We start from the raw sequence: 3,211 nt of genomic DNA, 5'->3' as shown, positions 1-3,211 counted from the left end.
CACAGTTGGAATGCATTCCAAAATGTGGGAGCGGGCTTGCTCGCGAAGGCGTCAGCACAGTCAATACAAAATCAGCGACCGCCGCCCAGATCCAGAAACGTCCCCGTGGCATACGACGCCTTATCCGACAACAACCAGACAATCGCCTCCGCCACCTCATCCGGGCGCCCGCCACGAGCCATGGGAATACCCGACTCCAATTTGCTGACCCGGTCCGGGTCGCCGCTCAAGGCGTGGAAGTCGGTAAAGATATAACCCGGACGCACCGCGTTCACGCGGATACCTTCTCCCGCCACTTCCTTGGACAGGCCAATGGTGAACGTATCCAGCGCACCCTTGGACGCAGCGTAATCCACGTACTCACCCGGCGACCCCAGGCGCGCCGCCACCGACGACACGTTGACGATACTGCCGCCCTGCCCGCCATGTTTGGGCGACATGCGCAGCACCGCGTGCTTGGCGCACAGTATCGGCCCCAGCACATTGGTTTTCATGATCTTGAGAATACGGAACTCGGACATCTCATCGACTCGCGACTTGTGCCCCACGGTACCGGCGTTATTCACCAGCGCCGTGACGCGCCCCAACTCGGCATCGACACGATTGAACAACGCGATCACTTCATCTTCGATGCTGACATCGGCCCGCACCGCGATAGCCTGCGCACCCAGCGCGCGGACCTGCTCCAGCACACGGTGGGCAGCGGCCTCGTCGGACTGGAAATTGATGCAGATACGATAGCCCTGGCGCGCAGCCAGCAAGGCCGTCTCGGCGCCGATCCCGCGGCTGCCTCCGGTGATGATGACGACTTTGTCCATGGGCGTGGTCTCCTGATCCAACCGAGTGTTTAGGGTTGGATCCAAGAATACCCGTCAGCCTACGCTTTTGTCAGGCGCCGCGAGTTCTTCGGCGCGCTGGATGTCGGCCATGAAACGCTCCGCCGGCAACGGGTGGCCGAGCAGGTAGCCCTGCAGGGAATTGCAGCCGAGGCGTGTGAGGAAATTCTGCTGCACATCGGTCTCCACCCCTTCAGCGACGATGCGCAACCCCAGGGCGTGGCCGAGGGCGACGATGGCCGAGACGATGGCCGCATCATCGCCGTCGTGTTCCAGGTCACGCACGAAACCACGGTCGATCTTCAGCTCGTTGGCCGGCAGGCGCTTGAGGTACATCAGGCTGGAATAACCGGTACCGAAGTCATCGATGGACAGGTCGACGCCCATGTCCGACAGCAGCTGCAACACCGTCATGCTTGCATCGGCGTCGCTCATGGCGGTGGTTTCAGTGATTTCCAGGGTCAGGCTGTTGGCCGGCAATTGGTGACGGTCCAGGGCCGAGGCCACGCTCTTGACCAGCCCGGCGTGACAGAACTGCATCGCCGACAGGTTCACGGCGATGCGCCAGTCTTCATAACCCTGGGCATACCACAGGCGCATCTGGCGACAGGCTTCGTTGAGCACCCACTCGCCGATGGGAATAATCAGCCCGGTCTTTTCCGCCAATTCGATAAACGTCGCCGGCAACAGCAAGCCTTGCTGCGGATGCTCCCAGCGCAACAGCGCTTCGGCGCCCACCGGAATACCACTGACGGCATCGAACTTGGGTTGGTAATGCAGGCAAAACTGCTGTTGCTCGACGGCGTTGCGCAAGTCCTGCAACAGCTGTAGTTGCTTGCGCGCATTGGTGTTCATCGACACGTCGAAGAAGCTGTAGCCGTTCTTCCCCATGCCCTTGGCGTGGTACATCGCGGCGTCGGCGTTCATCAGCAGTTCCTGGGGGTTGCCGCCGTTGCCGGGGAAGATCGCAATGCCCACGCTCGCGGAAATCTTCAGCTCATGTTCGGCCACCTTGAACGCGCGGTTGACCAGGCCCACCTGGCGCTCGGCGAGGCGCAGCGCATCGTCGGGCTGGGTCAGGCGCACCAGCAACACAAACTCATCGCCGCCGATGCGCGCCAGGGTGTCCTGGCTGCGCAGGTCTTCGCGCAGGCGCAGGCCGACTTCACGCAGCAATTGGTCGCCCATGTGGTGGCCGAAGGCATCGTTGACCGGTTTAAAGCCGTCGAGGTCGATAAACATCAGGGCAAAACAGCCGCCCTTCTCGTTGACCGCTTGCATGGCCTGCTGAATCCGGTCGGCGAGCAAGGTGCGATTGGGCAGCCCGGTCAGGGTGTCGTGCAGGGCCAGGTGGGTCAGTTCCTGGTTGGCCAGACTCAGGGAATCCGCCAGCACCGCGGTGCGCGCCTCCAGGCGTGCGTCCAGCACCGAGGTCAGCAAGGCAATCACCAAGACCGCCAGGCTGGTGACCACCACCAGGTTGTCCAGGCCCTTGCCACTCAAACCCGACAACGCTGCGCCGCAGTAGCTTTCGTCGGCAAATTGTGCGGCTGCCATGCCGGTGTAGTGCATGCCGACGATGGCCAGCCCCATCACCACCGCTGCACCGCCGCGCATCAGGCGCACGTAAGGGGTGTTGCGCCGCAGGTGGAACGCAATCCACAACGCCGCGCCGGACGCCACCACCGCAATCAACAACGATGCGCTGAACAGTGTCGGGTCATAGTCGATGCCGGGGGTCATGCGCATCGCGGCCATGCCGAGGTAGTGCATGCTGCTGATGCCCGCGCCCATGACCAGCGCGCCAAACGCCAGCTGCCAGGCCGGCAAGTGCGGCTGGTTGACCAGCCATAACGCAAAACCGCAGGACAGCACCGCGATCAGCAACGACAACGCGGTGATGCCAACGTCAAAGCCCAGGGCAAACGGCAAGCGCAGCGCGAGCATGCCGATAAAGTGCATGGACCACACGCCCACGCCCATGGCCAAGGCCCCGCCGCTCATCCAGTAAAACACCGCGCGGCCCTTGGCCGTCGCGATGCGACCGGCCAGGTCCAGCGCGGTATAGGACGCGAGGATCGCAACGAACAGGGAGATCACGACCAGCGAGGGAGAATAGCTACCGATTAGCATGGGACTTCTCAAGACTGACGGGCCTGAAAAGCCCGTGCCAGGTGGCAAAGCGGGCGATTGTAGCGAGAAAGATTCTTGTACAGTTGAAATATTAGCGTATAGCCATCACTGCCTTTTTGACGCCAATCGGCTGACTCAAAAGGCCCCTCAAATACCGGACCTGTTTGAGTCCAAATGTGGGAGCTGGCTTGTGTGGGAGCGGGCTTGCTCGCGAAGGCGGTGGGTCAGCTACTCATCTGGTG

The 3,211-nt window shown here is 62.1% G+C and carries 2 protein-coding genes; both read right to left on the bottom strand.

Annotation, left to right across the window (positions count from 1 at the left end; translation table 11 throughout):
• Positions 1-71 precede the first annotated feature (71 nt).
• Complete coding sequence (locus NUV89_RS28730; RefSeq protein ID WP_257783980.1) at positions 72-818, bottom strand: SDR family oxidoreductase; 747 nt, start codon at positions 816-818, stop codon at positions 72-74.
• A gap of 54 nt (positions 819-872) precedes the next feature.
• Positions 873-2,969, bottom strand: coding sequence for a bifunctional diguanylate cyclase/phosphodiesterase (locus NUV89_RS28725; RefSeq protein ID WP_257783979.1), 2,097 nt, complete (start codon positions 2,967-2,969; stop codon positions 873-875).
• Positions 2,970-3,211 lie beyond the last annotated feature (242 nt).

This window comes from Pseudomonas sp. 18.1.10 (assembly GCF_024655625.1).
Lineage (GTDB): Bacteria > Pseudomonadota > Gammaproteobacteria > Pseudomonadales > Pseudomonadaceae > Aquipseudomonas.
Note: the sequence above shows the minus strand (reverse complement) of the source record. Positions and strands in the feature narration are given on the sequence as shown.

Coding starts and splice junctions, on each gene's coding strand:
- NUV89_RS28730 (WP_257783980.1), bottom strand. CDS start 818: ATGGACAAAGTCGTCATCATCACCGGAGGCAGCCGCGGGATCGGCGCC.
- NUV89_RS28725 (WP_257783979.1), bottom strand. CDS start 2,969: ATGCTAATCGGTAGCTATTCTCCCTCGCTGGTCGTGATCTCCCTGTTC.